Origin of the sequence: Rhizobium sp. R634, assembly GCF_002211305.1 — a bacterium.
In the GTDB taxonomy this organism is placed as follows: domain Bacteria; phylum Pseudomonadota; class Alphaproteobacteria; order Rhizobiales; family Rhizobiaceae; genus Rhizobium.
On record NZ_LOKW01000026.1, the window covers coordinates 304,978 to 327,288 of the forward strand.

At 63.6% G+C, this 22,311-nt stretch carries 18 protein-coding genes; 9 read left to right on the forward strand and 9 right to left on the reverse strand.

Annotation, left to right across the window (positions count from 1 at the left end; all coding sequences use genetic code 11):
- Positions 1-79: 79 nt before the first annotated feature.
- On the reverse strand, positions 80-2,680 hold the full coding sequence (locus tag ATY77_RS26840) for a PAS domain-containing sensor histidine kinase (protein WP_088689552.1): 2,601 nt from the start codon (positions 2,678-2,680) through the stop codon (positions 80-82).
- Positions 2,681-2,986: 306 nt separating this feature from the next.
- On the opposite strand from ATY77_RS26840, the gene ATY77_RS26845 reads away from it, so the two are divergent.
- On the forward strand, positions 2,987-4,030 hold the full coding sequence (locus tag ATY77_RS26845) for a flagellar biosynthetic protein FliO (RefSeq protein WP_088689553.1): 1,044 nt from the start codon (positions 2,987-2,989) through the stop codon (positions 4,028-4,030).
- A gap of 395 nt (positions 4,031-4,425) precedes the next feature.
- Entirely contained in the window at positions 4,426-5,061 is a 636-nt protein-coding gene (locus ATY77_RS26850) for a DUF1062 domain-containing protein (protein WP_088689554.1), read from the forward strand.
- A 61-nt stretch (positions 5,062-5,122) separates the two neighbouring features.
- On the opposite strand, the gene dksA is transcribed toward ATY77_RS26850, so the two are convergent.
- Both dksA and ATY77_RS32985 read right to left on the reverse strand, forming a co-directional pair.
- A complete protein-coding gene (gene dksA, locus ATY77_RS26855; RefSeq protein WP_008525884.1) occupies positions 5,123-5,542 on the reverse strand; it encodes an RNA polymerase-binding protein DksA in 420 nt (139 codons plus the stop codon).
- Between the two features lie 111 nt (positions 5,543-5,653).
- Positions 5,654-5,818, reverse strand: a complete 165-nt coding sequence (locus ATY77_RS32985; protein WP_190237701.1) for a hypothetical protein — start codon at positions 5,816-5,818, stop codon at positions 5,654-5,656.
- Here ATY77_RS32985 and ATY77_RS26860 point away from each other — a divergent pair.
- The 4 genes from ATY77_RS26860 to ATY77_RS26875 all read left to right on the forward strand — a co-directional run bounded on the left by ATY77_RS26860 (position 5,817) and on the right by ATY77_RS26875 (position 9,701).
- Positions 5,817-6,311, forward strand: coding sequence for a histidine phosphatase family protein (locus ATY77_RS26860; protein WP_088689555.1), 495 nt, complete (start codon positions 5,817-5,819; stop codon positions 6,309-6,311). The genes ATY77_RS32985 and ATY77_RS26860 overlap by 2 nt on opposite strands.
- Before the next feature lie 75 nt (positions 6,312-6,386).
- Positions 6,387-7,862, forward strand: coding sequence for a YcjX family protein (locus ATY77_RS26865; RefSeq protein ID WP_088689556.1), 1,476 nt, complete (start codon positions 6,387-6,389; stop codon positions 7,860-7,862).
- On the forward strand, positions 7,859-8,938 hold the full coding sequence (locus ATY77_RS26870) for a TIGR01620 family protein (protein WP_088689557.1): 1,080 nt from the start codon (positions 7,859-7,861) through the stop codon (positions 8,936-8,938). Before ATY77_RS26865 ends, ATY77_RS26870 begins: the two co-directional genes overlap by 4 nt.
- A gap of 211 nt (positions 8,939-9,149) precedes the next feature.
- On the forward strand, positions 9,150-9,701 hold the full coding sequence (locus ATY77_RS26875) for a hypothetical protein (protein WP_088674217.1): 552 nt from the start codon (positions 9,150-9,152) through the stop codon (positions 9,699-9,701).
- Positions 9,702-9,754: 53 nt separating this feature from the next.
- Here the strand turns inward: ATY77_RS26875 and folK are convergent, their stop codons facing one another.
- Genes folK through folP form a run of 3 tightly spaced genes read right to left on the reverse strand, consistent with a single transcriptional unit; the run spans position 9,755 to position 11,497 of the window.
- Positions 9,755-10,273 (reverse strand): 2-amino-4-hydroxy-6-hydroxymethyldihydropteridine diphosphokinase, encoded by a 519-nt coding sequence (folK, locus tag ATY77_RS26880; RefSeq protein WP_088689558.1) that lies wholly within the window; start codon positions 10,271-10,273, stop codon positions 9,755-9,757.
- Positions 10,266-10,631 carry a dihydroneopterin aldolase gene (folB, locus tag ATY77_RS26885; protein WP_088689559.1) on the reverse strand — a complete coding sequence of 122 codons (366 nt, stop codon included), beginning with the start codon at positions 10,629-10,631 and terminating at the stop codon, positions 10,266-10,268. Before folB ends, folK begins: the two co-directional genes overlap by 8 nt.
- On the reverse strand, positions 10,628-11,497 hold the full coding sequence (gene folP, locus ATY77_RS26890) for a dihydropteroate synthase (protein WP_088689560.1): 870 nt from the start codon (positions 11,495-11,497) through the stop codon (positions 10,628-10,630). Before folP ends, folB begins: the two co-directional genes overlap by 4 nt.
- A 101-nt stretch (positions 11,498-11,598) precedes the next feature.
- On the opposite strand from folP, the gene ATY77_RS26895 reads away from it, so the two are divergent.
- On the forward strand, positions 11,599-12,225 hold the full coding sequence (locus ATY77_RS26895) for a DUF922 domain-containing protein (protein ID WP_088689561.1): 627 nt from the start codon (positions 11,599-11,601) through the stop codon (positions 12,223-12,225).
- 325 nt (positions 12,226-12,550) lie between these two features.
- Here the strand turns inward: ATY77_RS26895 and ATY77_RS26900 are convergent, their stop codons facing one another.
- Both ATY77_RS26900 and ATY77_RS26905 read right to left on the reverse strand, forming a co-directional pair.
- The gene (locus ATY77_RS26900; RefSeq protein ID WP_088689562.1) at positions 12,551-12,871 is read right to left on the reverse strand and encodes a 2Fe-2S iron-sulfur cluster-binding protein; all 321 of its coding nucleotides are present in this window, start codon (positions 12,869-12,871) and stop codon (positions 12,551-12,553) included.
- Between the two features lie 199 nt (positions 12,872-13,070).
- Positions 13,071-13,454, reverse strand: a complete 384-nt coding sequence (locus ATY77_RS26905) for an Hpt domain-containing protein (RefSeq protein ID WP_088689563.1) — start codon at positions 13,452-13,454, stop codon at positions 13,071-13,073.
- Positions 13,455-13,919: 465 nt separating this feature from the next.
- On the opposite strand from ATY77_RS26905, the gene ATY77_RS26910 reads away from it, so the two are divergent.
- Positions 13,920-21,041 carry a hypothetical protein gene (locus ATY77_RS26910; protein WP_088689564.1) on the forward strand — a complete coding sequence of 2,374 codons (7,122 nt, stop codon included), beginning with the start codon at positions 13,920-13,922 and terminating at the stop codon, positions 21,039-21,041.
- Positions 21,042-21,126: 85 nt separating this feature from the next.
- Positions 21,127-21,684 (forward strand): cysteine hydrolase family protein, encoded by a 558-nt coding sequence (locus tag ATY77_RS26915; RefSeq protein ID WP_088689565.1) that lies wholly within the window; start codon positions 21,127-21,129, stop codon positions 21,682-21,684.
- A 28-nt stretch (positions 21,685-21,712) separates the two neighbouring features.
- Here the strand turns inward: ATY77_RS26915 and ATY77_RS26920 are convergent, their stop codons facing one another.
- On the reverse strand, positions 21,713-22,231 hold the full coding sequence (locus tag ATY77_RS26920; protein ID WP_088689566.1) for an AAA family ATPase: 519 nt from the start codon (positions 22,229-22,231) through the stop codon (positions 21,713-21,715).
- Positions 22,232-22,311 lie beyond the last annotated feature (80 nt).

Genomic DNA, 22,311 nt, shown 5'->3' on the forward strand with positions numbered 1-22,311 from the left:
CCTGTGGGGGAGATGTCCGGCAGGACAGAGGGGGGTGCCACGTCGAACGCCCTATCCGGAAACCACGAAGCCGTAACCGCTAGCTATCCAGCGTCTCCTTGACCACCACAGCCAGTTGCTTCAGCGAGAACGGCTTCGGCAGGAAGCCGAATTTCGCGTCCGGCGGCAGGTTGCGGGCAAAGGCGTCCTCGGCATAGCCGGAGACGAAGATGAATTTCAGGTCGGGATAGTTCTTGCGCAGCTCGCGCAACAGCGTCGGGCCGTCCATTTCAGGCATGACGACGTCGGAAACGACGATGTCGACCTTTCCGTCGAGCTCTTCCATGATGCTCAGCGCCTCGACGCCAGAGCCTGCCTCGTGCACGGTATAGCCGCGTGTTTCCAGCATGCGTTTACCGCCGCGGCGCACCGCTTCCTCATCCTCGACGAGAAGCACGACGGCCGAGCCGGTCAGGTCCTCGGGCTGCTGTGGCGATGCGGGCGGCGGCACTTCTGTCCCGGCAATGGCGCCGTCGATCGCGCCCGCCTCTGCCGCAACCGCCGGCTCCGGAATGTGGCGCGGCAGGAAGACTCGGAAGGTGGTGCCCTTGCCGACTTCGGACTCCGGCTGGATGTATCCGCCCGACTGCTTGACGATGCCGTAGACCATGGCGAGGCCGAGACCGGTGCCCTTGCCGACATCCTTGGTGGTGAAGAAAGGCTCGAAGATCTTGTCCATGATCTCTGGCGCGATGCCGGTGCCGTTATCGGCAACCTCGACCAGCACCATGTCCTCGGCCGGCATATAGGAATAGTTGAAGGCGGCGACGTCGGCGGCCGTCAAATTGCGGGTGCGCAGCGTCAGCGTGCCGCCATCGGGCATGGCGTCGCGCGCATTGACGCAAAGATTGATCAGCACCTGCTCGAATTGCGAGAGATCCGTTTTGACGGGCCAGAGATCGCGGCCATATTGGACGTCGAGCTTGACGTTGGTGCCGGAAAGCAGCCGATCGACCAGCATGCGCAGGTCGCCGACGACATCGGTCAGGTTCAGCACCGAGGGCCGCATCGTCTGTTTGCGCGAGAAGGCGAGCAACTGGCGCACCAGCACCGCGGCGCGGTTGGCGTTGCGCTTGATCTCCATCAGGTCGGCAAAGCTCGCGTCGGAGGGCCGCGCCTGCAGCAGCAGATGGTCGGAGGAAAGCAGGATCGCCGTCAGCACGTTGTTGAAGTCGTGCGCGATACCGCCGGCGAGCGTTCCCACAGCATTCATCTTCTGCGTCTGCGCCATCTGCGCTTCCAGCGCCTTCTGCTCGGTCACCTCCACGGCATAGACGATCGCCGCCTCCTCGGGCGCCTCATCGCTCTGGTCGATGACGGCGTTGACATAGAAGCGGAAGTAGCGCGCTTCGTCGGTCGGCGTGCGGGTATCGAGTGGCGTGATATCGCCCTGCCGGTCTTTCGCCGCCGCCAGCGCCTCGGCGAGCGTCGGCCGGTCGCTTTCCTGCACGATGGTTTCGAGCCGCGGCTTCTTTTCGAGATCGTCGCGCGAGACGACGCCGGAAAACAGCTTCAGGAACGGCGCATTGGTGCGCAGGATGCGCCCTTCGCCATCGACCGAAGCGATCGCCATCGGCGTATTGTTGAAGAAGCGGGTGAAGCGCATGGCGGCGGCCGAGGCCGAGTGGCCGCTTTCGTCGCCCCTTTCGCGCGCCAGCACGATCGTCCGGCTTTCACCCGGCGCGCCGTCGCGCATCGAAGTGACGCTGTGGATGATCTGCACCGGCAGGCTCTGGCCGTTCGTCTTGCGCAGATCGAGATCGAGCGTCACGGTCTTCTTCAGGCCGGGTTCGGCCTGCACGGACTGGATCAGCGCCAGCCCCTCGCCCGCCACGACATCGCCGATCGTCATCGAGCCGGGTATGAACTTGGTGAGGTCGAGGCCCAGCCATTCTGCGAGCGTCGCATTCAGATAGAAGATCTCGCCCTTCCTGCCGGCCGAGAAGAAGCCCGCCGGCGCATGGTCGAGATAATCGATCGCGTTCTGCAGTTCCTTGAAGAAGCGCTCCTGGTCGTCGCGTTCGGCGGTGATGTCGGTGATCTGCCAGATCTGCAGCGGCTTGCCGCCGTTATCCTCCGGCTCCAGCAGCCGAGCCTTCAGCCGGTACCAATGCGCGCCGGAGCTGTTGCTGCCGGGTCCGACGGCGCGCAGCAGGCGGAATTCCTCGCGGCCCTCCTTGCCTTCGCGCAGCCCATTGACCAGCCGGTACAGTGCCTCGTTGGATTCGCGATGGCGCGAGAGCAGCGTTTCCAGCGTCTGCACCTCGGTCGCCTTGCGGGCGCCGGTCAGCGCGCCATAGGCGGCGTTGGCATAGATGATCCGGCCCTTGTCGTCGGTGATCAGCGTGCCGTCGGGATGGCTGTTGAGAAAGGCCCGCGCGAGACTGTCGGACTGGCGCTGCGGCATCACCTCGATAAAGCCGATGACCGAGGATACCAGGAAGAAGATGCCGACCATGGCGAGCACGCCGAGACCGCCGAGCACGATCTCATTGTCGAGCGAGTGCTTGAAAACGACGAAAGCGCCGGCAGCCGCAATCAGCACGATCGCCAGGAAAAGAATGCGCAAAACCGTGCCAGAACGCCCCCCACGATCCACAAGCGGTGCGTTATAGTCGTCGGCCTGACGCGGTTTCGTCATCTATTCCTCACATAAACCCTTCCAGCTTAGTCCGTAGCACGAAGACGAAGCAGGAATCAGGCACTCTTTTCTTCTTAGCAATTTGCCACGCCGGCAAAAACAGCGGTAGCTGGCAAGACTGCTTGAATTCACAGGCAAGAGCGCCATCTGCCCCGAAAGCTAGCCGCAGCCGCCTTGCCCGCGAAGCCAGCAGCCCCCGAACCGGCACAACACGAAATTGCGTTCGCGCGTGACTGGACAGGACCTTGTACCCTTGCCTAAGGAACGGAAAAGTCGTCAATATGTGCCCGACGTAAAATGGAGTGAGTGACTATGTTCGATGATGTTGTCGGAGCTTACGGCAGCCGTTTCCTGCTTGCCGCCGGTGGCGTCGGTCTGGCGCTTCTCCTGCTCATCATTGCGCTCTGGCTGCTCCGCAATCGCGCCCCCTCGCCCTTCGTGCGCGGCGGCCGCAACCGTCAGCCGCGTCTGCAGGTGCTGGATGCAGCTGCCGTTGATGCCCGCCGCCGGCTGGTGCTGGTCCGCCGCGACGACGTCGAGCACCTGATCATGATCGGCGGCCCGACCGATATCGTCATCGAAAGCCGCATCCTCACGGAGACGGCCGAGCCGGCGGAAAACCCCTATCGGCCGCAGCCGGCGGAGGAACGTCCGATATCGGTCGCGCGGCCGGAAACGCCGCCCGTCGTTCCCACCCGGCCGCCGGTGGCAGCCCGCCCGGAGCCGGTGGCCGAACCTTCCTTCTCGGCGCCCGCTTCGCCGGAACCGCGTTCGCGCCCTGAACCGCCTGTCCAGCCGGCCGCGCCGCCGCCGGTGGCCACCAGTCCGCTTCCGGCAGAGCAGGCAACACCTCCTCTGGCCGCCGAACGCGATATTCCGCTGCGCGCCGCCCCCCCTCAGCCGCGCCCGCCGGAACGTCCGGCCGCTCCCATTGCCGCCGCGCAGCCCGCGCCCTTCCGCGATACCGCCAGCGCCGCCGAGATCCTCGATGCGGCCCGCCAGCGTGTGCTGCCGCAGCAGCGAATCGAACCGGAAGTTTCCGCCCCGCCGATCCAGAGCATGCCGGCCGCCGCACGCACAGCGACGCCCGAGGATGATGCCGCAGCGCAATCGGCAGCAGCGATTCGGCGCGATTTCCAGCGCGTGCTGGAGGAGGAAATGTCGAACAATCTGACGGCCGAACGCATCGTGCCTGCCCCGGCAAACCAGGCCCCTCGCCAAGCCCAGCCGCAGCCCGCCAACTTGCCGCGCCGCGATCCCGAACTCGCCCCCATCACCGGCGCCGACACCGAGCTGCAGAAGGAAGTCGCCCGCATCTTCGGCGAGATGAGCGTCAATCGCGACAAGTGAGGGAAGCGTAGCGCTTCCCTGCCTTCATCACAAAGTTGCATAAAAGCCGCAAGTGTTGTGGCTTTTAGCTTTTAGAAACGCTCCGGACTCCCCTTGGCGTCGATCCTTTGTTATCCCTCAAGGTCGAAGAGCGTTGGCGCACTGAGGTTCACTTTGCCTAAGTAAATACCGGTCTCACTCCAGTTTCACCCGTACTTCAGGGCGGCAAGATGCCGTCCGCGGTATGAACATGTTCATCGGGTGGTGGCGAGAGACCGGTTTGGCATTGTCAATTGTGCCAGGTGCAGCTCCGCTGCTTAAGCTCTTCAGCCGCCCACAACATCGCCACGCCGCGTCCCGTAAGGGTTTTCTCATGCACCATCCTGGTGGACTTCCGAACGGAAGACCAACACGATATGTGCAAGACACTTCAGGTCCGGTGGACCATCACCCCTCAGACAGCGCCTCAGCCTTGGATAACATGCAGCGGATGCGGAGGTTTGAGAGCCTTCCGGAGCAGCGACAGGATCCGGCTCAACGCCAACGGCCGCAAGCTCGATGCCTGGCTCATCTATAAATGCCTGATTTGCCAGAAGACATGGAACCGGCCAATCCTGGAACGGCGGAATGTTCGCGGCATCGATCCAGTGATTCTTAATGCGCTGCAGTCCAACGACCCGGATTGGATCCGCGCAGAAGCCTTCAATATCGAGGCTCTCAGGCGTAAGTCACCACGCGTGGACGAATTCGCCGAGTTCGACATTACAAAGCAGATACGGCGTCAAACGGCAGATTGGACGAGATTGGAAATCGAGCTGATGGTCCCGTTGCCGATCAGCACGCGCCTCGACCGTCTGCTGGCCACGGAGCTGAAAGTGTCGCGCTCGCGGCTGCAGGCTCTTCAGGAACACGGCAAGCTTCTGATCGACACCGATGGTGCAGCCGCTTTGCGGCGGCGGATCGGAAACGGCGCCCGCATTTTGATTGACCTCACCACGGAGGCCGATCGCGAGCAATCGTGGAGGCCGGCCGCGACTGGTAACCCCCTATAAATGAAAGGCGCCGCGATAGGATCGCGGCGCCTTGTTCCATTTCACGGCGACACGAAAACCGTCACTCGTCGCGATAGACTTTTTCGCGGCGCTCGTGACGCTCCTGCGCCTCGATCGACAGCGTCGCGATCGGGCGGGCGTCGAGACGCTTGAGGCCGATCGGTTCGCCGGTTTCCTCGCAGTAGCCGTATGTGCCGTCTTCGATGCGCTGCAGCGCCGCGTCGATTTTGGAAATCAGCTTTCTCTGCCGGTCGCGGGCGCGAAGTTCGATCGCCCGGTCGGTTTCCGATGACGCTCGGTCGGCGAGATCGGGATGGTTTGCGCTTTCCTCGGCCAGATGGTCGAGTGTCTCGCGCGCTTCTCTAAGGATATCGTTTTTCCAGGCTACCAGCTTCGCCCTGAAGTAGGCACGCTGGTTTACGTTCATGAACTCTTCCTCTTCCGAGGGAACGTAATTGCTAAGATCGATCTTCTCACTCAACGCGATTCTCCTGAAGAACATCTCATGGCGGGCTGTATATCCCAAGCGCTGGCCGCGATTCAAGCCAAATACGACAGGTAAACAGATTTTTAAATCTGTTACAATTTCCGGCTAACGATCTATTTTCTCATCATTATTCCGGCTGCCGTTTTTTGCTTCGCCTTCAAAACGCCGTGTTGTCGGCCAGCTTTCGGCCAGTCGCTGCACGCCTGCCGGTTGACGGCGGCCGATTGCAGCCATTACTGAAAAGACCCGCTCGATCCTGGATTTGCCCATGACCGTACCCCTGCCTCCGCCCAACCGCATCTATCTCCTGCGCCATGCCGAGGCCGCCTGGGCCGAACCCGGACAGCGCGATTTCGACCGGCCTCTCAACGAGAAGGGCTATGGCGATGCCGAAATCATCGCCGACAAGGCCGCCGACAAAGGATATCGCCCCGATCTTCTGATCAGTTCGACGGCGCGGCGCTGCCGCGGCACGGCCGACGCCGTCCACCGGGCGATGGGGCTCACGCTCGACCTGCGTTATGTCGATGCGCTCTATAACGCCACCGTCGATACCTATATCGAGATCATCGACGCGCAGGATGCGGCGTCCGTCATGCTGGTCGGCCACAACCCCACCATGGAGCAGGCGCTGGAGGCGCTGATCGGTCACGAAGCGATGGTCCGCGCCCTTCCCGGCGGCTTTCCGACGGCTGGCCTTGCCGTCATCGATTTCGCTGCGTCGGTCAACGCCTGGCGCCTTGCCGATTTCGTGGTCGTCTGAAGTCTTTCGCGCCGCTTCTTTTTCGGGCGGCGCGTCCTTCCTATATTGCCGGCAGTCACCACCCGGAATCGCGCCTTGCCGCCACGCCTGACATCCTTTGCCGACGACGCCCGCATCGCGTTCGATAATCTTGCCGACCGGGCAAGCGGCCTCGTCAATCCGACCGTGCGGCTCGGTGTTACCGGCCTCTCCCGCTCCGGCAAGACGGTCTTCATCTCCTCGCTGGTCCATAACCTGCTGCATGGCGGCCGCCTGCCGCTGTTCGACCCCGTGCAGTCGGGCCGCGTCTCGGCGGTGCGGCTGGAGCCGCAGCCGGACGATGCCGTGCCGCGTTTCCAATATGAGGATCACATTCGCGCGCTGGTGAAGGATCGCATCTGGCCGGATTCGACCCGCGCGATTTCCGAGCTGCGCATCACGCTGGATTATCAAAGCGCCAGCGGCTGGAACCGCCTGTTCTCGCCCGGCCGGCTGTCGATCGATATCGTCGATTACCCCGGCGAATGGCTGCTCGACCTGCCGCTACTCGGCAAGGATTACCGCACCTTCAGCGAGGAGACGATCGCGCTCGCGAAAACCGGCGTCCGCTCCGAGCTGTCGCGTGAATGGCTGGCGCTCACCCACGGCGCTGATATTGGCGCCGAGGCGGACGAAATGATCGCCCGCGGCCTTGCCACCGCCTTTGCCGATTATCTCAAGGCCTGCAAGGCCGACGAACGCTCGCTTTCCACCTTGCCGCCCGGCCGCCTGCTTCTGCCCGGCGATCTCGACGGCTCGCCGGCGCTGACCTTCGCGCCGCTGGCGCTGCCGGCACACGGGCATCCCGGCCGCGGCTCGCTCTGGGCGATGATGGAGCGGCGCTACGAGGCTTACAAATCGGTCGTCGTCAAACCCTTCTTCCGCGAGCATTTCGCCCGGCTCGACCGCCAGATCGTGCTGGTCGATGCGCTACAGGCGATGAATCGCGGCCCCGAGGCCGTACAGGATCTGGAACGCGCGCTGACCGATGTGCTCGCCTGCTTCCGCCCCGGCACCAATTCGCTGCTCTCTTCGCTGCTTGGGCGCCGCATCGACCGCGTGCTGGTCGCCGCAACCAAGGCCGATCATCTCCATCACGAGAGCCATGACCGGCTCGATGCGCTGACCCGCCGCCTCGTCGATCGCGCCATTGCCCGCATTGGCATGGCGGGTGCGGGCATCGATGTCATGGCGCTGGCCTCCGTGCGCGCGACCCGCGAGGCGACGGTCAAGCGCGACGGCCATGAGTTGCCCGTCATCGTCGGCACGCCGATGGAGGGCGAAACCATCGCCGGCGAGCGCTTCGACGGACAGAGAAAGACCGCGATCTTCCCGGGCGACCTGCCGGAGGATCCGGAGAGCCTGTTTGACCGCATCGCTTCAGGCGAGACAGTCGAGCCGCTGCCCGACGTCAATGTCGTCAGATTCCGCCCGCCGCATCTCGAGGAGGCCGGCGGCGGCGTCAAGCTGTCGGTCCCGCATATCCGCCTCGACCGCGCCATGCAGTTCCTGTTCGGAGACCGTCTCGCATGAGCAAGCCCCCATCCGACCCGCCGCGCCGCCCGCCCGCCGCTTTCATCTATGAAGAAGAGAACCCGGAGCCGCGCGAAAACGGCCGGGGTCAACAGGCGCGGCGCAGACCGGAAAGCTTCTCAGAGAACATCGTCTTGACTGGTGACGAGGACGATCCATTCCTCAATCCCGATAGGGATCTGAGCGCCGTGCCGGTCGCTACGCCGCGCAAGAGGCGAACCTCCTTCGGCAAGATCGCCGCCGGCGCCTTCGGCATCCTGCTGTCTCTCGGCATCGGCCTCTGGACCGATCGGCTGATCCGCGATCTCTTCGCCCGCGCCGATTGGCTCGGTTATGCCGCTCTTGCCGTGCTGGCGGTCGGCATCCTCGCCGTGCTGGCCCTCGTCATCCGCGAAACCGTGGGCATGATGCGCCTTGCCGCCGTTCAGACGATCAAGGCCGAAGCGGAAGCCGCCATCCTCGAGACGCGGCCGGCAAAGGCGCGCGCCGTCGTCGCGCGTCTCACCACGCTGCTTTCGGCCAATCCCGAAACATCGAAGGGCCGCGCGACGCTGAAGGCGACCGAGGGCGAGGTCATCGATGCCCCGCATCTGATTGCGCTCGCCGAACGCGAGCTGCTCGCTCCCCTCGATCGCAAGGCCCGCGCCCTCATCGTCAATGCTTCGAAGCGTGTCTCGATCGTGACCGCCGTCAGCCCGCGCGCCGTCGTCGACCTGCTCTATGTGCTTTACGAGGCCGTGCGCCTCATCCGCGCCATGGCCGAGCTCTATGGCGGCCGTCCCGGCACGCTCGGAATGTTCCGCCTGCTGCGCGATGTGCTCGCCCATCTTGCCGTCACCGGCTCGATCGCCGTCGGCGACAGCCTCGTCCAGCAGGTACTGGGCCACGGATTGGCTTCAAAGCTCTCCGCCCGACTTGGCGAAGGCGTCATCAACGGTCTGATGACCGCCCGCATTGGAATCGCAGCCATGGATCTCTGCCGCCCGCTCGCCTTCCGCGCGCTGAAACGGCCGGGAATCGGCGATTTCATCGGCGATCTCACGCCTTCGATGTCACCGCGCGGCAACACTCCTTGACATCAGTAACGTTTCGGCAGCTTTCACCATACGTGGCGTAATGTTGGAGAAATTGAAGTGGATTCAAGAGATTAGCAGCAGGATGCTGAAGTCCGCGCCGCGCGAAAACCCTTGTGCTACCGTGCATTTCGGGACGATCGAAAGGAAGGATTAACCATTATTCGGCAAAACTTGCAGCCAGTTCGTGAGTGGTGTTTGCCAAGGAAAATCCATGTATTCGCGCAAGTTTCTCTTCGTTTGCGGCCTTGCCGCCGCGGCATTGTCTCCCGTCGCAGATGTCGCTCCGGCAGCCACGGCTGCGACCCGTGACAAGGCCTTCTTCGAATCCGTCGCCGGCTCCTGGAAGGGTCCGGGCGAGATCGTCGCTGGAAAGTATAAAGGCACGAAATTCACCTGCAACCTGATCGGCGAGCCGACCGGCGACAGCAGCGCCGGCATCAAGCTCGACGGCACGTGCCGCGTCGGCGTCTTCAAGCAGCCGATGACCGCCGTCATCTCGCAGGCTGGCTCCACCTACAAGGGCAAGTTCCTCGATGGCGCTGCCGGTAAGGGCCTCGATGTCGTCTCCGGCGCCGTGACCGAGGATACCGTCGTTGTCGGCATCAACCGCGCCAAGCTGAACGGCGCGATGATCGCCCGCGTACGGGACGACAAGACGATGAACATCACCGTCTCGGTCAAGGTCGAAAGCCAGATGATCCCCGTCATCGGCCTGACATTGACCCGCCAGGTCGATGAGATGGCTGTCGGCTCCATTCAGTAAGACGGCATCCAGGATTTTCCAAAAGCGGCGGGGGTTTCCCGCCGTTTTTCGTTTCAGAATTTCCGCCACCAGTCGCGGCTGTTATCGGCGACCTCGATGCCCGCCACATCGGCATCCGACAGCCAGTCGCCGACCGTCCTGCCCTTGACGAGAAGGCCCGGCGCAATATCGGCAAGCGGCATCAGCACGAAGCCGCGATCGGTCATGCGGGGATGCGGCAATTCCAGCCGCGGCGCCTCCTGAACGACGTCGCCATAGGTCAGTACGTCGATATCGAGCGTGCGCGGACCCCAGCGCTCGATGCGCTCGCGTTTCATCTCGCGCTCGATCGACAGGCAGAGATCGAGCAATGCTTCCGGTGGAAGCGAGGTTTCGACGGCGGCGCAGGCATTGAAGAAGAACGACTGGTCGGTCTTGCCCCACGGCGGCGTGCGATAGAGCCGCGAGACGGCGCTGACACGGCAGTCGTCCCGCCGGTCCAGGCTTTGCAGCGCCGCGGCCATCGCCTTTACCGGATCGCCGATATTGCCGCCGAGGCCGAGGGTGGCCGATTGCAATGCGGCCTCAGGCAAAGTGCTCAACGCTCACCTGCACGAAATCGAGCACGCCGGGCACCGGTGCATTCGGCTTGCGCACCGTGATCCTCGCCCGCCGCACCTGCGGAAATTTCTGACAGAGCCCCTTGGCGATATCGAGCGCCAAGGCCTCGATCAGATAGCGCCGCTTGCCCGTAACGATCTCCTCGATCACCGTGAAGGCGATGCCGTAGTTCACCGTGTCGTCGATTGAATCGCTTTCCAGCGCCTCGCCCGCGACGACATCGAGCTCGGCATCGACGAAAAAGCGCTGGCCGAGGAACTCCTCCTCGTCATGCACGCCGTGGCGCGCGAAGAAGGCGCAGTTCTGCAGCGTGATCGTGTAGATGGTCATGTCGGCCGCTTCCTCTCGAAATCCTGGCGGGCATTGAGCATAGCATCGGCGATATCGAGCGCATCCCTGTTGATTGCGACATTGTGCACCCGGAAAACCGCAGCTCCCTGCAAGCGAAGCAGCGCGCTTGATGCAGCCGTCGCCACGTCCCGCTCCGGCGCCTCCCGCCTGGTCACGGTGCCGAGGAAGCGCTTGCGCGAGGTGCCGGCAAGCAGCGGCAGGCCGAAGCGGGAAAGCTCGGAAAACCGCGCCATCAATTCCAGGTTCTCCTCGGCCGTCTCCTTGGCGAAGCCGAAGCCCGGATCGAGCACGATATGATCGTTGCCGACGCCGGCCGCTGCGGCGATCGCCAGCGACCGCTTGAGGAAGTGCATCTGGTCGGCGATCACGTCGGGAAGCTTCGCCCTGTCGCGGCCGGTATGCATGATGCAGAGCCCGGCCCCGGTCGCCGCGGCGAGATCGGCGATAGCGGGTTCCCTCTGCAGCCCGAAAACGTCATTGACGATATGAGCGCCGGCGCTGATCGCAAGCCGCGCCGTCTCGGCGCGATAGGTATCGATGGAGATGAGGGCTTCGGTGCGTCCGCGCAGCGCCTCGATCACCGGCAGCACGCGCGCCTGTTCCTCGGAAGGGCTGACGGCTGCGGCGCCCGGCCGGGTCGATTCGCCGCCGATGTCGATAATGGCGGCGCCGTCGGCGACTGCCTGCAACGCATGCTCGACGACCGCCTCGACGGTTTCGAAGCGCCCGCCGTCGGAAAAGGAGTCCGGCGTCACGTTGATGATCGCCATGATCGCCGACCGACGGCCGAGTTCGATCTCCCGGCCATGGGCGACGCGCCATAAACTGCCTTCTAGCCCTGTCACCAGACTTATCCCATTGATGACGAAAAAACCGTCATCCGATATTGCGCTTGTGGTGGCTATGCCCCAAGCTCCTGCCGATTTCAACACGGGTTGCATTCAGAATGCCGCTTGCAGTGCGTTATATGTACCTTCCTGTCGCCTTTTCCATTGCTCTTTGCCTCTGCGGCCCAGCGGCAGCGGAAGTGATTGCATCGAAAAGCTATTCCTATTTCGACATCCGCGGCAAAACGGCGGATGAGCTCGATCGCGAACTCAGCCGGCGCGGCCCGACGGCGAGCGGCTCCTCGGCGCGCCATCCAGGCGCCACGAAGATCCGCTTCGGCGGCGAGGCCACCTATATCCAGGACGATGGGCGCTGCCGCGTCGGCAACGTCAAGGTCACGGTCCATACCCAGATCATCCTGCCGCGCTGGAGCAGCCGCAAGGGCGCGAGCAAAGAACTGTCGATGATCTGGGATGCGCTTTCGAGTGATATCAAGCGCCACGAGGAACGCCACGCCGAGATCGCCCGCAATCAGGCCCGTGCCATGGAGCGGGCCATTCGCGCTTTGCCGGTGCAGCGCAGCTGCGAGGCCATGCAGGAACTCGTTTCCAACGAATCAGCTCGCGGTATAGAGGAGCACGACCGGCAGCAGGCGCAATTCGACCGGGTCGAGGCGGTCAATTTTCAGAAGCGTATGCTGAGATTGCTGAATAATCGAATCAACGGCAGAGCCAGCGGAAAATAAGGCTTTTCCAAGCGGATTGCGAGTGAGAAAGCTTAGCTGCGCAACGAAACCTGTGGGAAACTTACGCCCTCCCCAGCGATTTAATGGTCATTTTTCATCCTGGCAGACTCAACCGGAACGCGTTAATATGAACACATTCGAAAGTTCAGGTACGGCATCTGCACTTTCATCGCTGGGTTCTCCTGGCGCGTTCCGAAGCCGCGGATGTTCCTCCCTCATCCGTTGGTAATGCGCCCGCCTCGCCTCGCTCGCACCAGCGCGCGAGGCGTCTTTTTTGTGGGTATGGGAAGTTCTCGACGAACGCTGGCAGTCGAGGCGTCGCGCCTCAGGCCTGGCGTTCCGGCACGTGCACGACGAGCCCGTCATAGGCGGCCTTCATCCTGATCTGACAGGACAGCCGCGAGGTCGGGCGTACGTCGAAGGCGAAATCGAGCATGTCCTCTTCCATCGCCTCGGGCTGGCCGACCTTCTCGGTCCATTCCTCATCGACATAGACATGACAGGTCGCACAGGCGCAGGCGCCGCCGCATTCGGCCTCGACGCCGGGCACCGAATTGCGCACGGCATTCTCCATCACGGTGGAGCCTTGGTCGACGTCGAGGTCGAAGCGCGTGCCGTCGAAGGCGACGATGGTAAGTTTGGGCATCAGGACTTTCCGGTCTTCTAATGATGGGCGGATTTTCTTCCGACAATTCGACGCATCAGTCAACATTGCGGAACGTGTTCTAACCTCGCAGATCGAGCTGTCGCCCGCCGTCTTCAATGCGTCATATGGCACGTCGCAAAAAGACCCGTGGTTTCGCAATGAAACAACGGGCCTCGGTCGAACGATGGCTGGAGAGAGGTCAGCCGCGGCAGAGTTTCAGGATGAAATTCTCGGCGTCGACAACGGCGGCACCCAGCGCTGCCATCGCCGCGGCGTCGCAGCCGGTTTCCTCGATGGCTTCTGCCGTCTGCGATACGCGGAACGCGCCGACCGAGCTTGCCGCTCCCTTCAGCCGGTGTGCCGCAGCACCCGCCCGGCTGGTTTCGCCGCTGGCGATATCCTGCAGGCAGGCGCGCGCCTGGCGCGCAAACATCTGAAGGACTTCGATTTCCAGCGTCTTGTCACCCATCGTCTGCTTTGCAAGATGGACCAGATCGATCGGCCGGACTTTGGAGGGACAGGGTCCCTTTGCATTGTCCGGCGCCTCGAATACGATGCTCAATGCTGCCATCTGGGCTGCCATTTGCCAATTCTCCCGTCTCTTATCGTCCGCAGTTGCTACAGTTCTGCGCCAGGACGGTGGCCATCACGTTAAATTCCGGCACATTCAGGGCGGAAATCTCGCCATATGGTTAACATCCGTTAAACATCCCTAAATTATTGGTTTTTAAGCGCGGCGACGGATTCAAAGATGTTAACAACGGGTTAACGAGCCGTGAATCTCAAGCCTTCATTAATTGTGTGAAGAGCCCAGATGTGTCACTACGATACTGGTAGAGCGGGTTTATGGTACGCGCCTTTGCCGAGCGAGTGGATAATGGTAGTGTTTTGATACCTTCCGTTTGAAAAAGCGGCTATCTACTCTGAAATGACATGCTTATCCGTCCGCGGTTGGGATGGAAGGCTGGAACGGCGAAGTTGTTACCCGGATAAGGCGGAAGCCCGGGATGCTGTGCCGGACCGGCTGACAGTAACGAGGCATAACCGAATGGCGAACAACAAATATAATGAGTCGATCGAGGACAAGGCGTTCAAGGCATTGGACGAGGCGCTCCAGATCGATTTCGGCAAGGAAAACGTGCCGTCTCGCCGCGGCAGCGCGCCCCAGGCCCCGGAGGCTAATGTGTCTGAACCATCGAATGCGCGTAATCAGCAGGCCCAGGAAGAAGCGCAGCGCCGCAACCGCCGCGGCGGCGCCGGCGAGCAGGCTTCGAGGGCTCCGGCCTTCGCGCCGGCCAACGATGCCAGCCGCAATACGCCCGCCTCTATCCTGAAATCCTTCGATGGCGCCTCCAGCCGCTCGGCCGTGCGCACCGCCACCCTGTTTTCCGTCCTCTGGGTCATGGCCGGCCTCGGCCTGATGTCTCTGCTCTACGCGCCGCAGATCTGGCAGATCCGTTCGGTCGCCGATCTCGTCGCCCTGCCCGGCGTCATCGCCGGCCTCGTCGGCATCATCATCCCGGTGATGATGTTCTATGCCTTCGCCATCATGATTTCCCGCGCCCAGGACATGCGCAACGCCGCCCGCTCGATGGCAGAGGTGGCATTGCGCCTTGCGGAGCCGGAAACCATTGCCTCCGAGCGCATCATGACCGTCGGCCAAGCCGTGCGCCGTGAAGTGTCGGCCATGAACGAAGGCATCGAGCGCACTATCGCGCGCGCCTCCGAGCTGGAAACCCTTGTTCATTCCGAAGTCAATGCGCTTGAACGCTCCTATGCCGATAACGAGCTGCGCGTGCGCGGCCTCGTCCACGAACTCGGCTCCGAGCGCGAAGCGATCGTCAATCATGCCGACCGCATCCGCACCTCGATCGGCAGCGTCCACGATCAGCTGAAGGAAGAACTTTCGCTGGCGACCGAAGAGATCGCCGTGCGGCTCGCCACATCGGGCGAAGCCTTTGCCTCGCTGATCGACACGCGCGCCGCGACGATCCTGGAAAAGTCGGACAGCGCCCTGCAGTCGATGGGCAGCCTGCTCGCCGCCAAGACCGACAGCCTGCTTCAGACGCTGAACGCCTCCGGTTTTGCGCTGGCCACCGAATTCGACAACCGCCTCGAAGCCCTCTCGGTCAATCTCAATGAACACGGCGAAAAGCTGCTCAGCCAGTTCGAGACGCGCGCCTCGACCATGGACAGCAGCACCGAGAAGCTGAACGCGGCGCTGAACGAGCGCACGCACCAGCTCAACGAGATCCTGATCGCCCGCACCCGCGAGATCAACGAAAGCCTGACATCGGGCGAGCGCACGATCAGCGGCACGCTCGACGACGTGCTGTCGAAGCTGAACAGCGCACTCGACGAAAAGGGCGCAAGCTTCCGCCAGAGCCTGCAGAGCACCGCCGACGATGCCGTCATGGATCTCGACGTGCGCTCCGGCTTCTTCGAGGAGCGGCTGCAGACGACTGTCGCCCAGCTGTCGACCGCTTTCGACGAGCGCGTCGCCGAATTCACCAGCGCTTTCGACAAGCGCACCGGTTCGCTCGACACCAAGCTGATGGAAAGCCTGGCCCGCATTAACGAGACGCTGTCCGGCGGTTCGGATTCGATCGAGGGCATTCTCAGCTCCAGCGTCGAACGGATCAGCTCCGCGATGACCGACCAGTCGCTGGCGCTCGCCACCGCGCTCGCCACCGGCCATGAAGTGCTGGAAAGCGCGCTCGGCACCCGGACGGAGGAAATCACCACGGCGCTCTCCGGCCGCACCGGCGAATTGACCTCAGCGCTGCAGAGCGCCACGTCGGACATCGCGCTGGCGCTGGCATCGGGCACCTCCGACCTGCAGAACAATCTCCAGGCCCGCTCGGTGGAATTCCGCGACACGCTGCGCACCACCACCACCGATCTGACCGCCGCCGTTGCCGCCGGCACCGAGCAGGTCACATCAGCCTTCGGCGGCCGCGCCGAAGAGCTGACCGGCGTGCTTGCAGCACGCGCCGCGGAAATCCGCGAGGCGCTCGGCACGGCCCACGAACGTATCGACAGCGTCATGGCCGAACGCGGCGGTGCGCTGGTCAATGCGCTGACCACCCATCACGGCCGCTTCGAGGAAGCGCTGACGAGCCGCTCCGACGCCATCATCAATACTGTTTCCGGCACCCATGACCGTCTCGCCGAAACGCTCGACGAAAAGGCGATGGCGCTCGCCATTTCCCTGAACGAGAGCCAGACCCGCATCGAGGATACGCTGGAAAGCCGCTCCGCGGCCCTGCTCGATGCCGTCTCCGGCACCCATGACCGCCTTTCCGAGACGCTTGACGAAAAAGCGATGGCGCTTGCCATTTCCTTGAACGAAAGCCAGAGCCGGATCGAAGACACGCTGGAAACTCGCTCCACGGCCTTCCTGAATGCCGTCTCGGGTACTCATGATCGCCTGTCGGAAACGCTGGATACCAAGGCGGCCGCCTTGACGAGCGCGCTCGACGAGCGCCATGCCCGTATCGAAGGGGCGCTCGGAACGCGCGCCGAAGCGTTGCTGAACAGCGTATCCGGCACCAGCGACCGTCTCGCCGAAACGCTCGACGAAAAGGCGATGGCGCTCGCCATTTCCCTGAACGAGAGCCAGGCCCGCATTGAGGATACGCTCGAGACCCGTTCCGCCGCCCTGCTGAATGCCGTCTCCGGGACCCATGAACGCTTTGCCGAGACTCTGGAAGGCAAGGCGACAGCTTTTGCCACCTCGCTGAACGAGACCCAGGCCCGCATCGAAAATACGCTTGAAACCCGCTCCGCGGCCCTGCTGGATGCCGTCTCCGGCACGCATGAGCGCCTCTCCGAGACGCTGGACGAAAAAGTGATGGCGCTTGCCATCTCGCTGACCGAAGGCCAGGCTCGCATCGAGGACACGCTGGAATCCCGGTCGGCAGCGCTGCTGAATGCCGTCTCCGGCACCCATGAGCGCCTGTCGGAAACGCTGGACGAGAAGGCGATGACGCTCGCAATCTCGCTCAACGAGAGCCAGTCCCGCATCGAAGACACGCTGGAATCCCGCTCGGAATCCTTCCTCAAGGCCGTCTCCGGTACGCATGAGCGCCTTTCCGAAACGCTCGACCAAAAGGCATCGGTATTTGCCGCCTCGCTCAACGAGGGCCAGACCCGCCTGCAGGACACGCTGGAAACCCGCTCGGAGTCCTTCCTCAGCGCGATCTCCGCCACCCATGACCGCCTGTCCGAGACCTTCGACGACCGGGCGATGGCGCTTGCCATCTCTCTGAACGAAAGCCAGAGCCGTCTCGAAGAGACGCTGACATCAGGCGCCGACGCGATCACCAATGCGGTTGCCGGCACGCATGAACAGCTGAATGGTGTGCTCGACCAGAAGGCGGCCGCCCTCGCCGCCTCTTTGAGCGACGGCCAGGCTCGCCTGGAAGAGAGCTTGGGCCACCGCACCGCCGCGATCATCGGCGCCGTGGCGGCAAGCCACGATCGGCTCACCGATTCGCTCGATGAAAAGACTATGGCGCTCGCCATTTCGCTCGACGACAACCAGAGCCGCTTCGACAGCGCGCTGGAAGCCCGCAGCAACGCCATGATGGAGGCCGTCGCCAGTGCCGAGGCACGCGTTGCCGGCGCCTTCGCCGACAAGACAGACGCCATCCACGCCGCCTATACCGACAATCAGCAGCGGCTCGAAAATGCGCTCTCCGGACACAGTGCGGCTCTCTCCGGCGTTCTGGATGCCGGCGGCGCCCGCTTCGAAGATCTCGTCGGCGGCCTGACCGGCCGGATCGAAGGCCGCTTGGCCGATGCCCATGCGCGACTCGGAGGCCTCGCCGACGAGGCTGCGGCGCGCATCGAAGGCGGCCTTGCCTCCGCCCATGACCGCATCCGCACCACGCTCGAAGACCGCGCCAACGCCATCGACCTGTCGCTGAACCAGGCCCATGCGCTGATCAACGATACGCTGACCGAACAGGCGACCAGCATCGGCACCTCGGTTGCGACGAGCGTCAGCATGCTCGAAATGTCGCTGGAAGAGCGCGAGGCTTCGCTCCGGAAGACGATCGAAGCCAGCGCACAGACACTGGAAGAGCGCATGCATGCCGGCGCCGGGCAGATCGCCGGTCGGTTCCAGGAAGCCGCAAATGCGATTTCCACCTCCGCCCAGAATTTCTCCTCTCATCTGGACCAGTCCGTCGACAGCCTGACCGGCCGTTTCGAAGAAACCGGATCGCGGGTCGAAGCCGGCCTCGCCGCCATCGAGACCCGCATCCGTGACGGTGTCGGCGGCGTTGCCGAAAGAGTGGAATCGGTCGGCAGCCAGCTCTCCGGCGTACTTACCGATGGCATCTCGCGGATCGGCGCGCTCGGCGAAGACGCCAGCCAGCGCATCTCGGCAACGCTCGAACGCAGCGCTGCGAACCTCACCCAGGCGATCGACAGCCGCACCGCCAATCTGGCCGAGACGCTGGACACCAGGACCACGACCCTGACGGGGGCCATCGAAGGCCGCACGGCGACCCTCGGCGAAACCCTCGACCGCGGCAATGAACGCATCGAGGAACGCCTGTCCACCATGGACCGCGCCTTGACCGTCGGCCTTGAAGCCGTCAACCGCACCATCGAAGGCAAGGCCGCCGGCCTCGCCTCGACGCTGCGCAGCGCAGTTGCCGAAGCCGCCCAGGGCATGGAAGGCGAAGCGACGAGGACCACCGAACTGCTGGGCAAGACCGGCCAGCAATTCGCCGAGGACCTCAACACGAAAAGCGACGAATTCACCCGCACGATGGATGAGCGCTCGTCGCAGATCGTCACCCGCGTCGCCGAGGCTCAGAACCGGCTGGCAAGCCAGGCCGCAGCCGTCGCCCAGACCTTCTCGGAAGCCGGCAACGCCATCGTCAACAAGGTCGCCGAGGCCGAAACCATCGTCGGCACGCAGGTCAATGCGATTTCCAAGGCTCTGTCGGATGCCGGCCAGTCGCTGGAAGCGCGCGGCAACGCCATCCGCTCGACGCTGACGGGGGCCGGCAGCGAGATTTCCGCCACCATGGCGGATGTCGACCGGGCGCTGGAAGCACGCAGCAGCGCCATCCGCTCCAATCTCGAAGAGCGTACCCGCGAGATCGATACGACGCTCTCCGATATCGACCGGGCGCTGGAAGCGCGCGGCAATTCGATCCGCACCACGCTCGAGGAGCGCACCCGCGACCTCAACTCGATGCTGTCAGGCCGCTCGGTCGAACTGACACGCATCCTCGACGAGACCGCGCGTCCGATCATCGACCGCTACACCGATGCCGGCGAGCAGGCCGCCGCCCGCATCACCGCGGCGGCCAATCTCAGCGCCGATCGTCTGCGCGCGGAAAACGAAGCGCTTGCCAGCGCCGTTGCCGCCCGCACCGAGAATGTGACCAATGCCGTCACTGCCATCGAGAACAGCCTGGTGGAAAACGTCAACGGCCTCGTCCAGCGCATGTCGGAAAGCAGCGCGGCGATGGCGATGATGATGAACCGCGCCGCCGAACAGCTGACCGGCGTCGACAGCCGTCTCGGCGAGACCACCACGCGCTTTGCCGACTCCGCCACCAAGGCCGCCGAAATGGTTTCCGCCTCGACCAGGCTTCTCGAAGGCAAGGTCGACCGCCTCTCCGATATATCGGGCCAGACGCTGTCGCAGGTCGGAAGCATCATCGGCCGCTTCGACGAACACTCGAAGGTTCTGACCCAGGCCTCCCAGCTTCTCGGCGCCGCCCAGTCCAACCTCGCCTCGACGCTGGAAGAGCGCGAAGGCGCGCTGCAGACGCTCTCGGTCGGCCTTGTCCAGCGCTCCGACGAGATTGAAAAGACCATGCGCGGCCTCGGCGGCATGATCGAGTCCGTCTTCGAACGGGCCGAGCAACGCGCCACTCAGGTCACCGGAAATCTGCGCCAGGGCGTCCAGTCCTCCTTCGCCGATGTCGGCCGCATTCTTGGCGAGACCGAGAAGCGTGCCCAGGAAGCGGCCGAAACGATGCGCGAGGCGATTACCCGAGCCGGCGACGAAGCCAATACGACGATCGACACCACCTTCGCCAATGTCGAGCGTCGCTCCGGCGATCTCTCCAACCGCATTCGCGGCGGTCTCACGGCCTCGCTGTCGGAAGTCGAGCGCATGCTCGCCGAAGCCGGCCGCGCCTCCGACGGCGCCGCGCAGAACATGCGGGAATCGCTGCGTGAAGCGATCGAGGATGCCGTCGGCCGCTTCTCCGGCGCGACCGAAGATATCCGCCGCTCCGCCGCCGATATCCGCAGCGAGCTCGACGCCACCCGCGCCGAATTGAAGCGCGGCGCCTTCGATCTTCCCGAGGAAGCCAAGGAAAGCGCCTCGGCCATGCGCCGGGCCGTCGCCGAGCAGATCAAGGCGCTGCAGGATATTTCCCAGCTCGTCGGCCGTAGTAGCCAGCAGCTCGAAATATCCGAACCCGTCGCCCGCACGCTCGCCCAGGCTCAGCCTGCCCAGCGCCCCGCGCAACCTGGCCCACGTCCCGCTCAGCCGGCCGTAACCCAGCAGGTCGCCGCCCAGCCGCAGCAGCCCGCCCCCTCGCCGATCGAAGCCACGGGTCTGCGCGGAACGATCGCGCCATCGGCACCCGCTGCCGCGCCTCAGCGCCCCGCCCAGCAGCAGCCCGCACCTGCCCGCCAGGAGCCGGCCAGAGCGGAAAGCGGCGGCTGGATCAGCGATCTCCTGCGCGGCGCATCGCGTGAGGAAGCCGCCGAGGAAGCGCCCGCCCGCGCCCCGGCCGCACAGGCAGCACCGTCAGCGCGCAGCGGCGATGTCCGCAATCCGCGCCATGTCGTCGAATCCCTGAATTCGCTCTCGGTCGACATCGCCCGCGCCATCGATCACGACGCCTCCGTCGATCTCTGGCGGCGTTACCAGCGCGGCGAGCGCGACGTCTTCACCCGTCGCCTCTACACGCTGAAGGGCCAGCAGACCTTCGACGAGATCAAGCGCAAATACGACCGCGAACCGGAATTCCGCACCGCCGTCGACCGCTACATCGGCGATTTCGAAAAGCTGCTTGCCGACGTCGCCCGCAGCGACCCGAACCAGATCGTCTCGCAGTCCTACCTCACCTCGGACACGGGCAAGGTTTACACCATGCTCGCCCACGCCGCAGGCAGGCTCAGCTGAGCTGATTGATATCTCGACTGGAAAGCCGCCTGAACACCGTGTCAGGCGGCTTTCGTTTTAGATCATGTGAGCAGGAAGCGTGCGAATGACCAAGGCTCTTCTCATCATCGACGTTCAGAACGCAATTCTTTCCGGGAAAGCCACGCCGGAGCGGCAGCCGCACATCGATTCCGCACTCGATCAGACTGTCACCCGGCTTGCCTCGCTTCAGGAAAAGGCAAGACGGGCCGGCGTGCCTGTCGTGCTGGTGCAGCATGATGGCGGCAGCGGCCACAGATTGGCCGTCGACACGCCGGGATGGGCGCTGCACCCGGAAATTGCGCCGAGGCAGGGCGAAGTCGTCGTGCGCAAGAAAAGCGCCGACTCCTTCTTCGAGACGGATCTCGCGGAGCGCCTGGACGAACGATCGGTCACTCATCTGATCGTCGGCGGCTGCATGTCCCAATTCTGCGTCGATACGACGGTCAGGCGCGCCGTATCGCTCGGATATGATGTGACGCTGATTGCCGATGGCCACACCACCGGCGACACGGCAACCCTCACCTTCGCGGAGATCGTCGCACACCACAACGAAACGCTCGACGGCTTCGACGCCGGCAAAGTCACGGTGGCCGTCCGTCCTGCCGCAGACATTCTTTTCTAAGGGGCGGCGCGCCAAAGGAAAGCTGGCATCAAATCGAGGGCCGGCGATCAATCCCCAATTTGGCGACCAACCCGTCCACGGTCTCCTCGACGCTCTTGGCAGCCGTATCGACAACGATTGGCCTCCGCCCCCAATCCTCGTAAACCCGATCGACAACCTCTTGCCAGGTCGGCTTCACGAGTCCCTCAACATCGGTTTTCCGCGTCTCGACTCGCCGGCGATGTTCGGTCTTGTCGGAACAGATCACCTCCACCTCGACCGCGATCGCCGCAGATCGCGCCGCAACCGCCAGCCATGCACTGCGTGTTATCTCCAGGGGATTGACCGAGTCAGCAACGACCAATCTGCCGAGAGTGAGATTATCCTGCGCCACCCCGTAGGCGACGACATAACCGGCCTGACCAATGTCTCTTTCAGCATCGCCCGACGCCCTGATCGCCTGCTCGATCGTGTCGACCCTGAGATGTAGCGCGTCAAGCCGTTTCGCGAGCGCGCGGGCGACTGTCGTTTTCCCGCTTCCCGGCAAGCCGCCGAAGATGATCAGCATGACTTTCACTTCCTCCGTGAATATTCATCGGCATCTCGTTTTAGGCGAAGTGCTGAACAAACCCAATCACCTGTGGATCA

Bases quoted from the DNA above. Each gene is read 5' to 3' on its own strand.
- ATY77_RS26840 (WP_088689552.1), bottom strand. From the start codon at position 2,680: ATGACGAAACCGCGTCAGGCCGACGACTATAACGCACCGCTTGTGGAT.
- ATY77_RS26850 (WP_088689554.1), top strand. From the start codon at position 4,426: ATGTGCAAGACACTTCAGGTCCGGTGGACCATCACCCCTCAGACAGCG.
- ATY77_RS26860 (WP_088689555.1), top strand. From the start codon at position 5,817: ATGACCGTACCCCTGCCTCCGCCCAACCGCATCTATCTCCTGCGCCAT.
- ATY77_RS32985 (WP_190237701.1), bottom strand. From the start codon at position 5,818: ATGGGCAAATCCAGGATCGAGCGGGTCTTTTCAGTAATGGCTGCAATC.
- ATY77_RS26870 (WP_088689557.1), top strand. From the start codon at position 7,859: ATGAGCAAGCCCCCATCCGACCCGCCGCGCCGCCCGCCCGCCGCTTTC.
- ATY77_RS26875 (WP_088674217.1), top strand. From the start codon at position 9,150: ATGTATTCGCGCAAGTTTCTCTTCGTTTGCGGCCTTGCCGCCGCGGCA.
- folB (WP_088689559.1), bottom strand. From the start codon at position 10,631: ATGACCATCTACACGATCACGCTGCAGAACTGCGCCTTCTTCGCGCGC.
- ATY77_RS26895 (WP_088689561.1), top strand. From the start codon at position 11,599: ATGCCGCTTGCAGTGCGTTATATGTACCTTCCTGTCGCCTTTTCCATT.
- ATY77_RS26900 (WP_088689562.1), bottom strand. From the start codon at position 12,871: ATGCCCAAACTTACCATCGTCGCCTTCGACGGCACGCGCTTCGACCTC.
- ATY77_RS26905 (WP_088689563.1), bottom strand. From the start codon at position 13,454: ATGGCAGCCCAGATGGCAGCATTGAGCATCGTATTCGAGGCGCCGGAC.
- ATY77_RS26910 (WP_088689564.1), top strand. From the start codon at position 13,920: ATGGCGAACAACAAATATAATGAGTCGATCGAGGACAAGGCGTTCAAG.
- ATY77_RS26915 (WP_088689565.1), top strand. From the start codon at position 21,127: ATGACCAAGGCTCTTCTCATCATCGACGTTCAGAACGCAATTCTTTCC.
- ATY77_RS26920 (WP_088689566.1), bottom strand. From the start codon at position 22,231: ATGCTGATCATCTTCGGCGGCTTGCCGGGAAGCGGGAAAACGACAGTC.